A 15,385-nucleotide genomic window follows, 5' to 3' on the forward strand; every position below is an offset into this window, starting at 1 on the left:
CCCGAGGCCAGTAGCAGGTTATTTTGGGACAACTTCTTATCCTTATGTGCCATTCACTGATGTCACGATCTGCTGCTGATACCACCCCAGGCCTACCTGCCGCCTATGCGCTGTTACTGCTCGATGTGCTGAAACGCTGGCAAATACCTGAAGAGACGCTGCTGGCGCCCTATGGTCTTGACCGGCAACAGCTCACTTCGCCAACGACGCGCATTTCGCTAGAAATCATGAATGGCCTTTACGAGCAGGCCTTAGCGCTAACTAATGAGCCGGGCTTGCCGTTCTACATGGGTATGCAAATGAAGCTGTCTAGCCACGGCTTTATCGGTTTTGCTGCCATGACTGCCGATACCGTGGCGCAAGCCCTGGAACTGGTAGAGCGCTTTATTAGTCTGCGCATCATGGGCTTTGCCATACGCGTGGTTCGTGAAGGTGACACCGCACACCTGTACCTTGAAACCGCACTGACCCAGCAACCCTTGCGTGATACGGCGGTGGCGGCGCTCATGGTCGGTTTGGGGCAAATGGCGCAGGTCATTACCGGTGAGACGCTGTTTGGCGAAGCCGACATCGATATCCCGGAAAACCCGCGCTACGAGGAGTTTCGTTATATTTTGCCGGCACAAATCCGGTTTGGTCAGTCTTGCAACCGCATCTCCTTCGATGCCAGCTACCTTGACCTGCCCCTGGTCATGGCCGATGCCGCCTCCATGCAACTGGCGGTAGAGCAATGCGAACGTGAGCTGGTCGCTATCGGCCTGCATAACCGTTTTGTACGCCAAGTGCGTGAGCTGATTTATCGGGAAGATGAAGGCTTTCGCGGCGTCGAAGCAGTGGCGAGCGACTTACACATGTCGGAGCGCACGCTGAAACGCCAGCTGGCGCTCGAAGGCACCACATTCACTGACATTCTCGAAGACTTGCGCCGTCAAAAAGCCATCTTGCTGCTAGACGACCCTCGCCAGAACCAAGAGCGCATTGCCGAACAACTCGGCTACTCCGATGTGGCCAACTTCAATCGCGCTTTTAAGCGCTGGACCGGCACCACACCCGGTCTGTACAGACGCAATCCGTCGGGTATCCCGTCGGGCAGTTAGCCCCGCACCCTGCCCTCGGCGGATTCGCTTGTGTATAACTCCCTAGACACACGAAGAGCGAATGCATCATGGCAGATGAGAAGAAATCCAGCCCGTTGAACCAGGCCTTTGGCCTTGCTGGCTTGGCCGCTGGCACCGCCCGCGACCTCGCTAAACAGGCCCTAGGCTCAACCGTGATAGGCGTTCAGGATGTCGTCGGGAAAGCCTCTCAGGGCACTCGTGATACCGCACTGGCTCTGGCACAACGCTACCTGCGCCACTCCACACTGACCCTGCCTCTACCCGAAGCCCTGCTCAACCAGCAGATTCGCGCTCGCCTGAAAGACAATTCGCACATCGACTACATTCAACTGGACTGTTCACCCGATCGCTTCGATATCAAACTCGACGGCCATTTTCAGCGCATGGTCTACACACTCACGCTGTCCGTCTTGGTTAAAGAGTGCCAGCTCACGGGTGACACGCCCTTCATGCGCTTCCAGCAGCTCGATCAGGCTCTTGATGTGCAATGGCGACAAGCGCCGATGCTGGTGAACTGGGCCACCCGCCATCTTGGCCAGAGCGCATTTCAGCTCGCCAGTAAACTGCCCTTGCCATCGCTCACGCAGCAGATCGTCAGCCATATTCCCGGCTTGCATCGCGAAGGCATCAAACAGTGGCGACTGAATCTGGCCGAGGCCGGCATGATCGATTTTCTCAACAATCGTTCCTGGTTCATGGATAAACTGGTCAGCCTCGGCGATCGCAATATCCTGCCCGGCCTAAACCTGTTGCAGGAAAGTCAGGAGTGGTTGCAGCAGCTGGTCAATCAGATCGAGGTCAAAGAATTGAGCGTGCAGAGTGGCCGACTGGATATGAAAGTGGGGCTGCGCGCTAGCTGAACCCTTGCGCTGCAACACCGTCGCCCATGAAAAAGGCCGCCCCGGTTACCCGGAGCGGCCTTTTCGTCAGCGTAGATTAGTGGTCGATTAGACCAGCTTTTCCAGCTGCGGAACGAGGTCGAACAGATCGCCCACGATGCCGTAGTCGGCAACGGAGAAAATCGGCGCTTCTTCGTCCTTGTTGATCGCAACGATCACCTTGGAGTCTTTCATACCGGCCAAATGCTGGATGGCACCGGAGATGCCCACGGCGATGTAGAGCTGCGGCGCGACGACTTTACCCGTCTGACCGACTTGCATGTCGTTCGGCACGAAGCCGGCGTCAACAGCGGCGCGCGAGGCACCAACGGCAGCACCAAGCTTGTCAGCCAGGGTGTAGAGGATCTTGAAGTTGTCACCGTTGCCCATGCCGCGGCCACCAGAAACAACAATCTTGGCACCGGCCAGCTCTGGACGATCGAGCTTAGCCAGCTCTTCGTTCACGAACGAGGACGTGCCAGCGTTCTGAGCGGAAGCAACGGCCTCGGTCGATGCCGAACCACCGGTAGCAGCAACGGCGTCGAAACCTGTTGGGCGCACGGTGATGACTTTGATGCTGTCCGAGGACTGCACGGTTGCGATGGCGTTGCCCGCATAGATTGGACGCTCGAAGGTGTCAGCCGAGATCACCTTGGAGATTTCCGAAATTTGCGCAACATCCAGCAGTGCAGCGACGCGTGGCAGCGTGTTCTTACCGTTGCTGGTAGCAGGCGCCAAAATGTGGCTGTAGCCCTTGCCCAGCTCGGCTACGAGCAGCGACACGTTTTCAGCGAGCTGATGCGCATAGGCGGCGTTGTCAGCAACCAATACCTTGCTCACGCCAGCGATCTGTGCAGCAGCGGCAGCAGCAGCGCTACAACCGGAGCCAGCAACCAGCACATGGATGTCGCCGCCAATAGCCTTGGCCGCAGCAACCGTGTTCAGCGTGGCGCCCTTAACGGCGGCGTTGTCGTGTTCAGCAATAACAAGAATAGCCATGATCAGATCACCTTCGCTTCGTTCTTCAGCTTTTCGACCAGCTCTTCGATGGTCTTGACCTTGATGCCAGCGGAACGCTCGGCCGGTGCTTCAACCTTAAGAGTCTTCACACGCGGGGAAACATCAACGCCGTAATCCGCCGGGGATTTCACATCCAGGGGCTTCTTTTTAGCTTTCATGATGTTTGGCAGCGAGGCATAGCGCGGTTCGTTCAAGCGCAGGTCGGTGGTGACCACTGCTGGCAGAGCCAGCTCAACAGTCTGCAGACCGCCGTCAACTTCACGCGTTACTTGCGCTTTATTGCCATCGACCTTAACCACGGAGGCGAAGGTGCCTTGAGCGTAACCGGCCAGCGCAGCCAGCATCTGGCCAGTCTGGTTGTTATCACCGTCAATGGCTTGCTTGCCCAGAATGACCAAACCAGGTTGTTCCTGGTCGCAAATGGCTTTCAGCAGCTTGGCAATGGCGAGAGGCTCGGCATCAGCCGTTTCAACCAGAATGCCGCGATCAGCGCCGAGGGCCATGGCCGTACGCAGCTGCTCTTGAGCATTGGTTGGACCCACAGACACCACCACGATTTCAGTGGCAATGCCCTTCTCTTTCAGACGCACGGCTTCTTCGACCGCGATTTCGCAGAACGGGTTCATCGCCATTTTTACGTTGGCGAGTTCAACACCCGTCTTGTCCGCTTTCACGCGAACTTTTACGTTGTAATCGACAACGCGTTTGACAGCTACCAGAACCTTCATGGAATCCTCAGCTTACATTGATGAACGAATAAGAGTTCAGCCAGAGAACTCAGCCAGCACCATTGCACCGGTGGAGTCCCCTAAAAGGCTGGCTATCTTGCCGCCTGAGGCCGTTCCGGTCAATAACCGCACGGCACTTCAAGCCTGACATATATGCCTTTGACGGCGATATCACATTAACTGGACATGCCCAGCACGCGCTTATTGCCCATGCGAACAGCCACATTCAGCAGAAAATCGAGGAAAGGCTCTTGCTCACCGATGAAATCAGCGTAGAAGCTGGACTTCGTTAGAGCCGAAGCTCCGTGCGCCAGCGCCCACGCCGCGGCGATATGGTATTGCGGTGGCACATCGGCCAATTTGCCCGCTTTAATCTGGCCACTCACCATCGCGCAGAGCTTTTCAAAGTTAGCGGCGCGAATGGCGTGCAATTTTTCCATCAGCGCTGGCACGACCTTATCGGCGACGAGCTTGCTTTCTAGGCGATCAAACAGCAGGTATTGGTCTGCATCGCGGACGCGAAAGGTAAAGTATTCGCGGACCAGCGATTGTTTGTCTTGCGAGATATCAATACGGCGAAAAAGATCGGCCAAGACTTCTTCGTAGCGAATCATCAACAACAAATAGATCTCGTTTTTCGTTTCGAAGTGCTTATAAATCGTGCCTTTGCCGATGCCCACTTTGTCCGCAATCATTTCCACGGTGACTTTGTCTTCACCGTACTCAATGAATAACTCTTGCGCACAATCCAGAATGGCTTGCTCACGTTGACGAAACTCACGGGCTTTTTGCGTTGCTCGCGCCAGATCAGTCATTTTTGCTCCTCATTCACCGCCGGATCGGCGATATATCAAGACGGAAGTTTAACTTGCCAGCGCACGTATCGGTAGCGTGTCCAGACGAAACGCGGCCTGATAATTGCGCGTCGTAGCCTCCGCTAGAGCGTCCAAACTCAGCCCCCGCAGCGCCGCAATATAGGCTGCCGTGTCCGCGAGAAACGCCGGCTCATTGGGTTTGCCACGATTGGGGGCGGGCGCCAGATACGGCGCATCGGTTTCAATCAATAAGCGGTCCAGCGGAATACGCTTGGCCACGTCTTTCAGCTCCAATGCTTTCGGGAACGTCACAATGCCCGAAATGGAGATGTAATAACCCAGATCCAAAGCGGCCTTAGCGGTGGCCCAATCTTCGGTAAAACAGTGCATGACCGCCCGCTCGGCACCTTCATGACGCATCTGTGCTAGCACATCGTCCCGCGAATTGCGGGTGTGGATAATCAAGGGCTTGCCGGTGCGCTTGGCCACTTCAATATGGGTTGAGAACAAGGCCTGCTGTGCTTCGCGGGTCGAGACATCGTGGAAGTAATCGAGACCGGTCTCGCCGATGCCAATGACTTTCGGGTGCTGCGCCAGTGCCAGCAGCTCATCTACCGTGGGCTGATGCGAGTGCGTATGGCAGGGGTGCACGCCCACCGTGGCATAGACATCGTCATGGGCTTCCGCAATGGCACGAATCTGATCGAATTTTTCCAGCTCAATGCTGATGCACAGGAAGTGCCCAACACCGCGCGCACGCGCCGCATCCAGCGCCGCATTTAAGGAACCGCCGTGACGATCGAGCTTTAAGCAGTCGAGATGGCAGTGACTATCAACCAGCATGTGAACCTCGTTTTTGACGCGTTTCTCGACCCCAGTGCAACCAAAGGCCTTCCAGAATAGCTTGCGGCTGCACGCTGGTGCCCAGCAGGCGGCGCGCCTCTACCACTTCATACAGCGTATTAAGCAATGCCTGTGCCGAAACGGCGGCCAGTAACGCGGCCATATCCGTACGCAAATCACTGTGACGCGTGGGATAGTCGGCAACCATCGCCCCCGGCACCGCATCGTCGAGCAGGCTTTGCCATGCTAAGGCCTGTTCATTGGCGTCAAGCTTTTGCCAGCGCTGTGCAGCTTGCAGGGGCATTAGCCGAGACTGTGCGACCGCCAGCAAATCCACCAGCAGATCGGCGCGGGCAGAAAACCACGGCTGCGTCTGTAGCGCTGCAGCCGCCAGCGGCGCACCCCGCGCCAGCTCCAATAAAGTTTCCGTCATTTCCGGCGGTTGCACCTGTGTGCTGAGCCACGCCAGTGCCTGTGCCGGCGCGGGCAAAGGCATTGGCAGTAATTGGCAACGACTGCGAACGGTCGGTAACAGGGCGGCGGGCTTGTCGGTCAGCAGCAAAAATAAGGTATCGCGCCCTGGCTCTTCCAAGGTCTTGAGCAAGGCATTGGCGGATGCGGTATTCAAAGCATCCGCCGGCTCGATCACAACAATGCGTTGACCACCCTGGCGATGAGCCGATTGCGTAGCGAACTCCACCACCGTGCGGACCTGGGCAACTTTGATAACTTTGCTGGCCTTAGCGCCCTTTTCATCGTCTTCATCGGGACTGACCCAGAGTAAGTCGGGGTGATGGCCTGTACTCAGTAATTGGCAACTACGGCATACGCGACAAACGCTGTCGGCACTGGGCTGTTCGCATAACCGCCAAGCGGCAAACTGGCGAGCAAAATGGGCCTTACCCAAACCTTGCGGAGCTGCCAGCAATAACGCATGCGGCAGACGCTTCTGCTGACTTAAATGGCAAAGCGATTGCCACAAACCCGCTTGCCAAGGATAGATGGCGCTCATGTGGCGGACCCCGTCATTTCTGCACAGTAAGCGCGCACAATGGCCAGTACATCTGTCTGCACAGCCAGCAAGGGCTGGGCGGCATTGATGCAGCGAATGCGTTGCGAGTCGGCCTCAGCCCGCGCCAAATACCCCACGCGCACTCGCTCAAAAAAATCTACATGCTCTTGTTCAAAACGATCCAAGGCGGCGCGGGCACGTGCGCGCGCCATGCCCTCGGCAACCGGCATATCTAAGAGCAAGGTCAAGCCCGGCTGACGCCCTTGCAGCAACCAACGCTCAAGCACGGCAATATCAGCCACAGGTAAGCCACGGCCTGCACCTTGGTAAGCGTAGGTGGCATCCACAAATCGATCGGACAATACCCAAGCGCCTCGCTTCAGGGCCGGCAGGATCAGGGCGTGCCAGTGCTGGGCGCGTGCCGCAAATAATGTGAGCAGCTCGGCCGAGGGCGTAACAATTTCTTCACGCGGCGTCAGTAATAAACTGCGTAATGCTTCGGCGTAAGCCGTGCCACCCGGCTCCCGAGTCACCACCACCTCATCACCAGTAGCGCGCAAAAAGTCTGCGATGGCAGCGATTTGGGTGGATTTACCCACGCCTTCGCCACCCTCCAGGGTGATAAAGCGGGACATCAAATCAGTCATGAATAGCTCAGCGTTGGTAGCGGTTAACCGCGCGATTATGCTCGGCGAGCGTGGCCGAAAAAATATGGCGGCCATCACCGGTGGCGACAAAAAATAAGGCGTCGCCCTCGGCTGGATGCAGTGCGGCATGAATGGCAGCGCGGCCTGGGTTAGCAATAGGCGTGGGCGGCAACCCAGCACGACGATAGGTATTATACGGAGTGTCTTCGCGCAAATGCGCCCGCGTGATGTCGCCTTTATAGCGCTCACCCACGCCGTAAATCACGGTGGGATCGGTCTGCAAGCGCATCCCGACTTGCAAGCGACGAACAAATACGCCTGCAATCTGCGCCCGTTCTTCGGCCACACCGGTCTCTTTCTCAATAATCGACGCCATGATTAAGGCTTCGTAGGCATTGTTATAGGGCAAGCCAGACTCACGTCCTGCCCACTCTTCCGCGAGAATCCGTTTCTGCCGCTGATACAGCCGTCGCAAAATATCCAGATCGCGCTCACCCTCTTCAATGACATAGGTGTTAGGCGCAAATAAGCCCTCCGGATGCTTCTCCTCCGCCCCAATGGCGGCCAGTATTTCTGCATCGGTCAACGAGCTCATGGCTTGGCGCACATCTTCGCGATCCGCTAACTTTTTACGTAAATCCCTAAAGCGCTCGCCCTCAATAAGCACCAATGGCTGCGTGCCATCGGGTGCTTCGGCCAAGCGCTGAACCAGTTGATCCAGTGTCATGGGCGGGCGTAAGACGAAAACGCCAGACCGCAGCACTTCCTCACCGGGCCGGAGCATGAGCCAGACACGCAAGCTCATCGCAGACGTAATAAAACCTTGCTCTGCCAATTGTTCAGCCACATGGATCCAGCTGCTGCCGCGCGGCACTTTCAGGCGATAGCCCTGAGGGGGTAATTCAAATGATTGCAATACGGTCCGATAAAGCAGGATCGCCAACAACACGAGCACCACCCAAAACAGTCTTAAGCGACGGGGGGTGCGAGGCGCGGGCGTTTTCCGTGATCGGGCAGCATTCATTCAGGGGCAAACCAAGGGGCGATGTGAGCTTGGCATTGTCGGGTGTATTCGCCCACAGGCCAAGCCCGTTCGCGATAAGTGGCAACCGGCCAAATGCCCATCACGCTGTTGGCAAAAAACACTTCATCGGCGGCCAGTAGGTCTGAGGGGGTCAACGTGGCGACTTCCACCGGCAAAGGAGCATCTGCCAGCAATGCCTCACGCAATACACCGGCAACGCCACATTGAGTGACTGGTGGGGTCAGGAGCACGCCTGCGCGAATCATGAACAGGTTAGAAAAAACACCCTCCACAACTTCGCCGGCTTGATTGCATACCACCAATTCCTGGCATTGCGGCTGTGTTGCCAGAGCATCTCGCAATAGAACCTGCTCCAGCCGGTTACTGTGCTTAATGCCTGCCAATGCGGGCTGCGAGGCCAGGGCAAAGGGTGCATCCGCGACCCGAATGCCCCACTGAGTATATTGCGCGGGATACTGGGGCCGCTCATGCCAGCTTAAGGCAAAGCCCGGCGTTATCACGGAGGGAGACTGATAACCGCGCCCCCCTCGCCCACGCGTGACTTGCACACGCAAAATACCTGTCTTGCCAGAGGCAAGCGCGTAAGCGATTCGTTGCGGCCAGCTCGCGAGAAAGGGAATGCCGAGCTGTAAGCAGCCTTGTTGCAAACGCTGTAAATGCCCCGCCAGCAAGACGCCTCGACCCGCTTCTACCCTCAGCGTTTCAAACAAGCCATCACCATAGGCGATGCCACGATCATCTGCCGCCCAATGCGACACGGCCTCATCGCCATACCAAATGCGGGTCGTCATGCTGGCGCTGAGCTGGCTCACAGGCGGCGAAACAGCAGGCTGCCATTCGTCCCGCCAAAGCCAAACGAATTCGACAGCACCACGTTCATCTTCATCGCACGCGCTTTATGCGGCACATAATCGAGGGTACAGGCAGGATCTGGATGGTCTAAATTGATGGTGGGGGGCGCGATTTGGTCACGCAGCGCCAGCACACTGAAAATCGCCTCCACACCGCCAGCAGCACCTAATAAATGCCCCACCATTGATTTCGTCGAGCTCACGGCGAGTTTATCGGCATGAGCGCCAAACACCTGCAGAATAGCTTGCGATTCGGCTACATCACCGGCCGGGGTCGATGTGCCATGGGCATTGATGTAATCCACCTCGTCCGGACGAATACCGGCATTTCGCAAGGCATTGGCCATTGCAGATGCAGCACCGGCACCATTTTCTGGCGGCGCCGTCATGTGAAACGCATCGCCACTCATGCCAAAGCCAATGAGCTCGGCATAAATGCGCGCACCGCGAGCTAGGGCATGTTCATACTCTTCCAACATAAGCACACCGGCCCCATCACCCAGCACAAAGCCATCACGGTCTTTATCAAACGGTCGACTGGCCAGGGTTGGGTCTGAGTTACGGGTCGATAAAGCCCGTGCTGCTCCAAAGCCCCCGAGACCAAGCGGCGTAGAGGCTTTCTCCGTACCGCCAGCGAGCATGGCATCAGCGTCTCCGCTGGCAATTAAGCGCGCGGCCAAACCAATGCTATGCGTTGCCGTGGTGCACGCGGTGGTCACCGAAAAGTTAGGCCCCTTCAGGCCATGGCGGATCGATAACAGACCCGCCGCCATATTGATAATGGAGCCCGGCACAAAAAACGGCGAGATTTTACGCGGCCCGCCTTCCAACAAACTACGATGCCCGTCTTCAATGGTGGTCAGACCACCAATACCTGAGCCCACCGCCACGCCCACACGATCGGCATTCAACTCGGTAATGACCAGTCCTGAATCCAGCAGCGCTTGTTGACCCGCAGCTAAACCGTATTGAATAAACTCATCTACCCGGCGAGCTTCTTTTGCCGGCAAATAGTCTTCCACGACAAAGTCCGTGATGGTGCCGGCAAACTGGGTGGAGAAGGCCGAGGCATCAAAATGATCAATCGGACGAATACCACTTTGGCCCGCCAGAATACCCGCCCATGTTTTTTCAACCGACGAGCCCAAAGCCGTCAACATGCCTAAGCCAGTGACCACTACACGCCGCGACATCATGACAAATCCCCTTGCACCATTTAACCAACTCGCATCATGTTACCAATTCGTGACGACTAGATGACCATGACAACAAGACTGAAATCCACTAGGCATAAAAAAACCGCAGATACGCCAAGCGCACCTGCGGTTTTTTTTACAGCAGCAATTACTGCTTGCTGTGCGCGGTCACGTAATCGATCGCGGTTTGAACTGTGCTGATTTTTTCAGCTTCTTCGTCTGGAATCTCAGTTTCGAACTCTTCTTCCAGTGCCATGACCAGCTCAACGGTATCCAGCGAATCAGCGCCCAGATCGTCGACGAATGAGGCTTCGTTGGTCACTTCTTCCAGCTTAACGCCCAGTTGTTCAGCGACAATTTTCTTGACGCGCTCTTCGATCGTGCTCACGTTTATCTCCTTTGATGTCGGACTGCCGACAAGTCGCCGCAAGTGTATTGAAGCGTCCCGTAGGTGGCAAGCTCCGCCTGCCCAGCAAACCGTAAGTAGTTATTTCAAGTGAATAGGTAATGGATGACTGGCCGGTCTAGGCCATGTACATGCCGCCGTTTACATGCAGTGTCGTGCCTGTGATGTAAGCCGCACGCTCCGATGCCAAAAAAGCCACCGCTTCTGCAATGTCCTGTGGCTGACCCAAACGCCCTGCGGGCACCTGCGTCAACAATTTCTCCCGCTGCGCTTCAGGCAAGGCCTGAGTCATATCGGTTTCGATAAATCCCGGCGCAATGGCATTCACCGTGATGTTACGCGATGCAATTTCAGCGGCTAAAGCCCGCCCAAACCCTTCTAGCCCGGCTTTAGCAGCGGCGTAATTCGCCTGACCGCCATTACCCATGGAACCGACCACCGAACTGATGTTGATGATACGACCCCAGCGCGCCTTGGTCATGCCCTTCAAGCTGGCCTTGGTGACACGGAAAATGGCCGTCAGGTTCGTATTAATCACCGACTGCCATTCCTCTTCCTTCATGCGCAGCATGAGGTTATCTCGCGTGATACCGGCATTGTTAACGACGATAAGCGGCGCACCAAATTCTTCCGAAATTTGCGCTAACACGGCCTCAATGCTGCTCAACTCGGCAACATCCAGCACCACGCCACGACCCGGAATGCCAGCCTCTGCTAATGCCTGCGTAATGCTGGCCGCGCCCGCGTCCGTGGTTGCCGTGCCAATCACGGTAGCACCTTCGCGCCCCAAGGTTAGTGCGATAGCACGCCCAATGCCGCGTGTTGCGCCCGTCACCAGGGCCACCTTATCGTGTAATGACTTTTCCATCAGGCCATCCTTAATTTAATGCTCAGTCTATTCTGTCAGCGCCAAAGCCGCTTTTAGACTTTCGGCGGACTCCACCGAGACGTGCTCGGCCTCTTTAGCGATGCGTTTATTCAGACCCGTCAGTACTTTACCGGGGCCGCTTTCTATAAATCGCGTCACGCCCTGCTCGGCTAACCACTGCACGCTTTGCGACCACAAAACCGGGCTATGCAGCTGCGCGATCAGGGACGCCTGCAAAGCGACGGGGCCCGCCTCAATTCGCGCGGAAACATTCTGTACAACTGGTATGACGGGCGTATGAAAGGTCAGTGACTGTAGATGCGCAGCCAGTTTCTCGGCGGCTGGCAACATCAGCGCGCAATGGGACGGCGCACTCACCGGCAAGGGCAGCGCACGCTTAGCACCGGCTGCCTTACACGCAGCCATGGCGCGATCCACGGCGGCGGCACTCCCCGCAATAACCACTTGCCCTGGAGAATTAAAGTTTACAGCCGACACCACCTCGCCTTGAGCGGCCTCAGCACAGGCGGCTACCACCTGCGCATCTTCGAGCCCGAGAATAGCCGCCATAGCGCCCTGTCCCGCAGGCACGGCGGCTTGCATCAAGCGACCGCGCTCGGCGACTAACTTAACGCCATCGGCTAAGGACAAAACCCCAGCTGCCACTAACGCGGTGTACTCACCCAAGGAATGTCCTGCCACGTATTGAGGCTTGGCCCCGCCCTGCGTCAGCCACGTACGCCAGACCGCAATGCCAGCTGTGAGTAGTAACGGCTGGGTATTTTCCGTCGCATTAATTTCTGCTTCCGGACCCTGCTGAGCTAGCAACCACAAGTCCTTACCCAATGCCGCCGATGCTTCGGCGAAGATCTCTTGAACCGTTGGAAACTCTGCTGCTAAATCTGCCAACATGCCGATGGCTTGCGAACCCTGACCGGGGAAAACCCACGCCGTTGTCATCAAGAAATCCTTGCGAAGTAAATCGGAACAGTACTGAGGTTAGCCTAAAAGCGCGCGAGAAGTCGCCCTAGACCGCCTCAACTGGCGATTCTGTGGCCAATAAAAGCGCCTTTTTGGCGTGTTCAGCTGCGCTGAAGTGGCGCGCAAGCAGCGCAGGAATATCCTTTTCAACTTCTTTAATGGCGACTCGCAACGCTTGAGCGAAAGAGTCAATTTGAGCGCTGCCATGGCTCTTCACTACAATGCCGGTGAGCCCGACCAGGCTGGCACCGTTATAGCGGCCCGGGTCCATTTCCTGCTTTAAACCCTTCCAAATGGGGTAGGCCAACAGTCCCAGCAGCTTCGTTAGCCAGTTGCGATTAATTTGCGCCTTAATCATAGCCGCCATCATTTTCGCCACACCTTCGGAGCTTTTCAGCGCGATATTGCCGACAAAACCATCGCAGACCACCACATCGGCATCGCCGTGAAAAATGCCATCGCCTTCTACATAGCCGATGTAATTTAGGGAAGACGCCCGCAACAGTTCATGCGTGGCTTTAATGAAGTCATTGCCCTTAATTTCTTCTTCACCAATGTTGAGTAAGCCCACGCGAGGTTGGTCATGGCCATCTAAGGCTTGCGCCACGAGTGCGCCCATTTCAGCGAATTGCAACAAGTGGTGCGGCTCAGAGTCGACATTGGCACCCAAGTCGAGCATGTGGACATGGCCCGTTTGTGTCGGCAAGGCGGTCATAATGGCAGGACGATCAATGCCAGCGTGCATTTTCAGCACAAACCGACCGATGGCCATGAGCGCGCCGGTATTGCCCGCAGACACGCAAGCTTGAGCCTGGCCGTCGCGCACGGCATTTATAGCCAGCCGCATCGAGGATTGCTTTTTATTGCGCAAGGCCACAGAGACCTTGTCACTCATGGTGACAAATTCCGTGGTGTGAACGATCTCAATGCGAGCGCGAGGCGTAGAAGCACTGAAGGCGATGAGCGGCACTATTTGTGCTTCATCGCCTACCAGGAGGAGATGCAGGTCAGGCTGTTCAGCCAGAACCTGCAATGCGGCGGGGACAGTAACGGAGGGACCGAAGTCACCGCCCATCACATCCACCGCCACGGTGATACGCATGGCGCGTATCAGGTCTCGTCTTTCGCGCCGAACAGTTGGTGACCACGGTAGAAACCGTCTTTGGTCACGTGGTGACGACGGTGCAATTCACCCGTGGTTTGATCGACGCTGAGGGTCGGGCCATTCAGGGCGTCATGCGAACGACGCATGTCACGACGGGAACGGCTCTTTCGGTTTTGTTGAACGGCCATGGTCTACTCCGGCACTTACACTGGTTGGCTGCGTCACCGCAGTCGGGTTAAATCACATTACTCCGTGTCTGACGGCTTCAAGCCAGCCAACACACGAAACGGGTTTTCTTTTTTCGGCATGGGCTCGTCGTCGGCTTCCGGCAACACTGTCAACGCCGCTTGCGGTTGACAGTCTTCATGGCGCGCCACTAAAGGCAACGACATGATGAGCTCATCTTCTATGAGTTCGAGCAGATCGAGTCGATCGTCCTCAAACACCACATAATCATCGTCTTCGCTGAGCCGATCGGCATACACCTCATCGTTCAGCAGAAACACATTCACATCCGCCTGAAGCGGAACAGTCACCGCGTTCATGCAACGCTGGCAGGTCTGCTCAACCGTTGCCGTGATGACACCGCGCACATTAGGCACACCGCGTGCGTCGCGATGAAACTTTAACTGCACACTGACCTCACCCGCGTCACCTAGGGTGACTTCGCGTAAACGCTTGAACGCTGCCAGCGGCGTACGCAACACCAGCTGTGCAGACTGTTCGGCCATTTTGCCGGGATCAACATAGTGCGGCAACATAGTGTGCGGCAACATAGTTTGCGGCAACAAAGTGTGCGGCAGCAACTGCGGCGAATGGGTCTTTGACATAGGCGCGGGATGATACGGACTCACCCGCGCGCTGTCAAAGGAAAAGCGCTCGTTGCCCGCTACTGTAAACGCGGAGCCTGCGAGGTTTCCGTCACGGATTGCTTGAAGGCCGCCCCAAGAGATTTACCGAGCTGACTGCCCAAGCGGCGCAACACGGAATCCAGTGGATTTTGCACCTCTGTATAGTCAACCAGCGTTTCGTGCTTAACCACATCCCGGGCGACGGAGGCCACAGAGCCCACGGCATCCGCTAGACCCAAGGCAATGGCTTGATCACCGCTCCAGAAGTAACCCGAAAAGAGATCCGGATTATTACTTAACCGCGCACCACGACCGGCTTTCACCGCCGTAATAAAGTGACGGTGAACGGCATCGAGAACACTCTGCACATGCTCACGCTCTACCGGATCCACAGCCCGAGCGGGGCTAAGCAGATTTTTATGCTCGCCAGCGGTCAGCGTGCGATCCTCAACCCCGAGCTTCTGCAGCAAGTTGGGCACACCAAAGCCCGGCATAATCACGCCAATGGAGCCGACCAAACTGGACGGATTTACAAAGATTTTGTCGGCAGCCACGGCAATGTAATACGCCCCAGAAGCGCCGGTATCGCCAATGACAGCGTACACCGGCGTATCGGCATGCAATTTACGCAGGCGGCGAATCTCGCGATACACCTCGTCGGCCTGAACCGGACTGCCGCCAGGGCTATCAATACTCAGCACAATCGCCTTAGCTTCTGTGCTCTCGAATGCGGCGGCGAGCGAGTCGTTAATGCTTTGAGCATTCGCTGGGCTATCGCCAGCAATTTGGCCGTTAATAAACACTACCGCGGTGTGAGGACCGAATGCGCTCGAGGTGCCGGCTTCATCTTTTAAATAGCTGACTGCCAAAGCTGCAATAATGACGAGCAATAATGCGCGACGCAGCCAGCGCCAGCGCGCACTGCGCCGACGATCATCGAGATCCGCCTTAATAAAGGACTCAATGAGCGCCCAGTCTTTAGGCTCTTGATTTCGATTACCCGTCCAATCCGACATGCAAA

Annotated in this window: 18 protein-coding genes; 2 read left to right on the forward strand and 16 right to left on the reverse strand. The window is 56.5% G+C overall.

Annotated elements, in window-relative coordinates; all coding sequences use genetic code 11:
• Window positions 1-59: 59 nt before the first annotated feature.
• Together A8710_RS09415 and A8710_RS09420 are read left to right on the forward strand one after the other, a co-directional pair.
• A complete protein-coding gene (locus A8710_RS09415; RefSeq protein WP_068860735.1) occupies window positions 60-1,097 on the forward strand; it encodes an AraC family transcriptional regulator in 1,038 nt (345 codons plus the stop codon).
• Between the two features lie 68 nt (window positions 1,098-1,165).
• Complete coding sequence (locus tag A8710_RS09420) at window positions 1,166-1,978, forward strand: hypothetical protein (RefSeq protein ID WP_082968775.1); 813 nt, start codon at window positions 1,166-1,168, stop codon at window positions 1,976-1,978.
• 87 nt (window positions 1,979-2,065) lie between these two features.
• Here A8710_RS09420 and A8710_RS09425 read toward each other — a convergent pair whose 3' ends face one another.
• The 16 genes from A8710_RS09425 to sppA all read right to left on the reverse strand — a co-directional run bounded on the left by A8710_RS09425 (window position 2,066) and on the right by sppA (window position 15,380).
• Window positions 2,066-2,995, reverse strand: coding sequence for an electron transfer flavoprotein subunit alpha/FixB family protein (locus A8710_RS09425; protein WP_068859984.1), 930 nt, complete (start codon window positions 2,993-2,995; stop codon window positions 2,066-2,068).
• A 2-nt stretch (window positions 2,996-2,997) separates the two neighbouring features.
• Complete coding sequence (locus tag A8710_RS09430) at window positions 2,998-3,744, reverse strand: electron transfer flavoprotein subunit beta/FixA family protein (RefSeq protein WP_068859986.1); 747 nt, start codon at window positions 3,742-3,744, stop codon at window positions 2,998-3,000.
• A gap of 176 nt (window positions 3,745-3,920) precedes the next feature.
• Entirely contained in the window at window positions 3,921-4,550 is a 630-nt protein-coding gene (locus A8710_RS09435) for a TetR/AcrR family transcriptional regulator (protein ID WP_198341690.1), read from the reverse strand.
• A gap of 57 nt (window positions 4,551-4,607) precedes the next feature.
• The gene (locus tag A8710_RS09440) at window positions 4,608-5,402 is read right to left on the reverse strand and encodes a TatD family hydrolase (RefSeq protein WP_068859988.1); all 795 of its coding nucleotides are present in this window, start codon (window positions 5,400-5,402) and stop codon (window positions 4,608-4,610) included.
• Window positions 5,392-6,414: a DNA polymerase III subunit delta' gene (gene holB, locus A8710_RS09445; protein ID WP_068859989.1), complete on the reverse strand. Its 1,023-nt coding sequence runs from the start codon at window positions 6,412-6,414 to the stop codon at window positions 5,392-5,394. The genes A8710_RS09440 and holB overlap by 11 nt, the downstream gene beginning before the upstream one ends.
• On the reverse strand, window positions 6,411-7,061 hold the full coding sequence (gene tmk, locus A8710_RS09450; RefSeq protein WP_082968776.1) for a dTMP kinase: 651 nt from the start codon (window positions 7,059-7,061) through the stop codon (window positions 6,411-6,413). Before tmk ends, holB begins: the two co-directional genes overlap by 4 nt.
• 7 nt (window positions 7,062-7,068) lie before the next feature.
• Entirely contained in the window at window positions 7,069-8,085 is a 1,017-nt protein-coding gene (mltG, locus tag A8710_RS09455) for an endolytic transglycosylase MltG (protein ID WP_082968777.1), read from the reverse strand.
• A complete protein-coding gene (gene pabC, locus A8710_RS09460) occupies window positions 8,082-8,897 on the reverse strand; it encodes an aminodeoxychorismate lyase (RefSeq protein WP_068860743.1) in 816 nt (271 codons plus the stop codon). Before pabC ends, mltG begins: the two co-directional genes overlap by 4 nt.
• A gap of 17 nt (window positions 8,898-8,914) precedes the next feature.
• Window positions 8,915-10,153: a beta-ketoacyl-ACP synthase II gene (gene fabF / locus A8710_RS09465; protein ID WP_068859990.1), complete on the reverse strand. Its 1,239-nt coding sequence runs from the start codon at window positions 10,151-10,153 to the stop codon at window positions 8,915-8,917.
• 148 nt (window positions 10,154-10,301) lie between these two features.
• Complete coding sequence (gene acpP / locus A8710_RS09470) at window positions 10,302-10,541, reverse strand: acyl carrier protein (protein ID WP_022956365.1); 240 nt, start codon at window positions 10,539-10,541, stop codon at window positions 10,302-10,304.
• Between the two features lie 136 nt (window positions 10,542-10,677).
• Window positions 10,678-11,427: a 3-oxoacyl-ACP reductase FabG gene (gene fabG / locus A8710_RS09475; RefSeq protein WP_068859992.1), complete on the reverse strand. Its 750-nt coding sequence runs from the start codon at window positions 11,425-11,427 to the stop codon at window positions 10,678-10,680.
• Between the two features lie 27 nt (window positions 11,428-11,454).
• Window positions 11,455-12,387, reverse strand: a complete 933-nt coding sequence (gene fabD, locus A8710_RS09480; protein ID WP_068859994.1) for an ACP S-malonyltransferase — start codon at window positions 12,385-12,387, stop codon at window positions 11,455-11,457.
• Window positions 12,388-12,454: 67 nt separating this feature from the next.
• On the reverse strand, window positions 12,455-13,510 hold the full coding sequence (gene plsX / locus A8710_RS09485) for a phosphate acyltransferase PlsX (RefSeq protein WP_068859996.1): 1,056 nt from the start codon (window positions 13,508-13,510) through the stop codon (window positions 12,455-12,457).
• Between the two features lie 8 nt (window positions 13,511-13,518).
• A complete protein-coding gene (gene rpmF / locus A8710_RS09490) occupies window positions 13,519-13,701 on the reverse strand; it encodes a 50S ribosomal protein L32 (protein ID WP_068859998.1) in 183 nt (60 codons plus the stop codon).
• Between the two features lie 57 nt (window positions 13,702-13,758).
• Window positions 13,759-14,289, reverse strand: a complete 531-nt coding sequence (locus A8710_RS09495) for a YceD family protein (RefSeq protein ID WP_157686384.1) — start codon at window positions 14,287-14,289, stop codon at window positions 13,759-13,761.
• Between the two features lie 113 nt (window positions 14,290-14,402).
• On the reverse strand, window positions 14,403-15,380 hold the full coding sequence (gene sppA / locus A8710_RS09500; RefSeq protein ID WP_068860001.1) for a signal peptide peptidase SppA: 978 nt from the start codon (window positions 15,378-15,380) through the stop codon (window positions 14,403-14,405).
• Window positions 15,381-15,385: the final 5 nt, after the last annotated feature.

The organism is Perlucidibaca aquatica (assembly GCF_001676655.1).
Lineage (GTDB): Bacteria > Pseudomonadota > Gammaproteobacteria > Pseudomonadales > Moraxellaceae > Perlucidibaca > Perlucidibaca aquatica.

Excerpts from the sequence above, each read along its gene's own strand:
- A8710_RS09415 (WP_068860735.1), top strand. The coding sequence starts at position 60 with ATGTCACGATCTGCTGCTGATACCACCCCAGGCCTACCTGCCGCCTAT.
- A8710_RS09420 (WP_082968775.1), top strand. The coding sequence starts at position 1,166 with ATGGCAGATGAGAAGAAATCCAGCCCGTTGAACCAGGCCTTTGGCCTT.
- A8710_RS09425 (WP_068859984.1), bottom strand. The coding sequence starts at position 2,995 with ATGGCTATTCTTGTTATTGCTGAACACGACAACGCCGCCGTTAAGGGC.
- A8710_RS09430 (WP_068859986.1), bottom strand. The coding sequence starts at position 3,744 with ATGAAGGTTCTGGTAGCTGTCAAACGCGTTGTCGATTACAACGTAAAA.
- A8710_RS09440 (WP_068859988.1), bottom strand. The coding sequence starts at position 5,402 with ATGCTGGTTGATAGTCACTGCCATCTCGACTGCTTAAAGCTCGATCGT.
- holB (WP_068859989.1), bottom strand. The coding sequence starts at position 6,414 with ATGAGCGCCATCTATCCTTGGCAAGCGGGTTTGTGGCAATCGCTTTGC.
- tmk (WP_082968776.1), bottom strand. The coding sequence starts at position 7,061 with ATGACTGATTTGATGTCCCGCTTTATCACCCTGGAGGGTGGCGAAGGC.
- mltG (WP_082968777.1), bottom strand. The coding sequence starts at position 8,085 with ATGAATGCTGCCCGATCACGGAAAACGCCCGCGCCTCGCACCCCCCGT.
- pabC (WP_068860743.1), bottom strand. The coding sequence starts at position 8,897 with ATGACGACCCGCATTTGGTATGGCGATGAGGCCGTGTCGCATTGGGCG.
- fabF (WP_068859990.1), bottom strand. The coding sequence starts at position 10,153 with ATGATGTCGCGGCGTGTAGTGGTCACTGGCTTAGGCATGTTGACGGCT.
- fabG (WP_068859992.1), bottom strand. The coding sequence starts at position 11,427 with ATGGAAAAGTCATTACACGATAAGGTGGCCCTGGTGACGGGCGCAACA.
- fabD (WP_068859994.1), bottom strand. The coding sequence starts at position 12,387 with ATGACAACGGCGTGGGTTTTCCCCGGTCAGGGTTCGCAAGCCATCGGC.
- plsX (WP_068859996.1), bottom strand. The coding sequence starts at position 13,510 with ATGCGTATCACCGTGGCGGTGGATGTGATGGGCGGTGACTTCGGTCCC.
- rpmF (WP_068859998.1), bottom strand. The coding sequence starts at position 13,701 with ATGGCCGTTCAACAAAACCGAAAGAGCCGTTCCCGTCGTGACATGCGT.
- A8710_RS09495 (WP_157686384.1), bottom strand. The coding sequence starts at position 14,289 with ATGTTGCCGCACACTATGTTGCCGCACTATGTTGATCCCGGCAAAATG.
- sppA (WP_068860001.1), bottom strand. The coding sequence starts at position 15,380 with ATGTCGGATTGGACGGGTAATCGAAATCAAGAGCCTAAAGACTGGGCG.